Annotated in this window: 1 protein-coding gene; it reads right to left on the reverse strand. The window is 59.6% G+C overall.

The window, feature by feature from the left end; genetic code table 11:
* Nucleotides 1-8 precede the first annotated feature (8 nt).
* The coding region (locus tag KBI52_RS00355) for a hypothetical protein (protein ID WP_210804738.1) at nt 9-275 on the reverse strand (267 nt) is incomplete at its 5' end.

Here is a 275-nt window from a genome sequence, read left to right on the forward strand (position 1 = left end):
ACTGATCGTCACCGGCTCCGGCGTTTGCTTTGTGGCTTCGCCATCATCAGACGCATCGCTTCTTCAGCGCGAGCCCTCGCTTGCGCATCATGACTGAGGTTGCGCACCTCCGAGGGTTCATCTTGCTGCTGCATGCCGTTCTTGCGTGCCCGCCATTGCTTCGCCTGGGCCGCAGTGGCAGCCGCTTGAGCCAGCTTTTCAAGCCTATCGAGTTGAGGCGTGCTGGCCTGACCAGTATCCTCAGTCTCGTCTTCCTCTTGCGTGTTTGCTGTCAC

Source organism: Microvirga sp. HBU67558, assembly GCF_018069605.1.
GTDB classification, from domain to species: domain Bacteria; phylum Pseudomonadota; class Alphaproteobacteria; order Rhizobiales; family Beijerinckiaceae; genus Microvirga; species Microvirga terrae.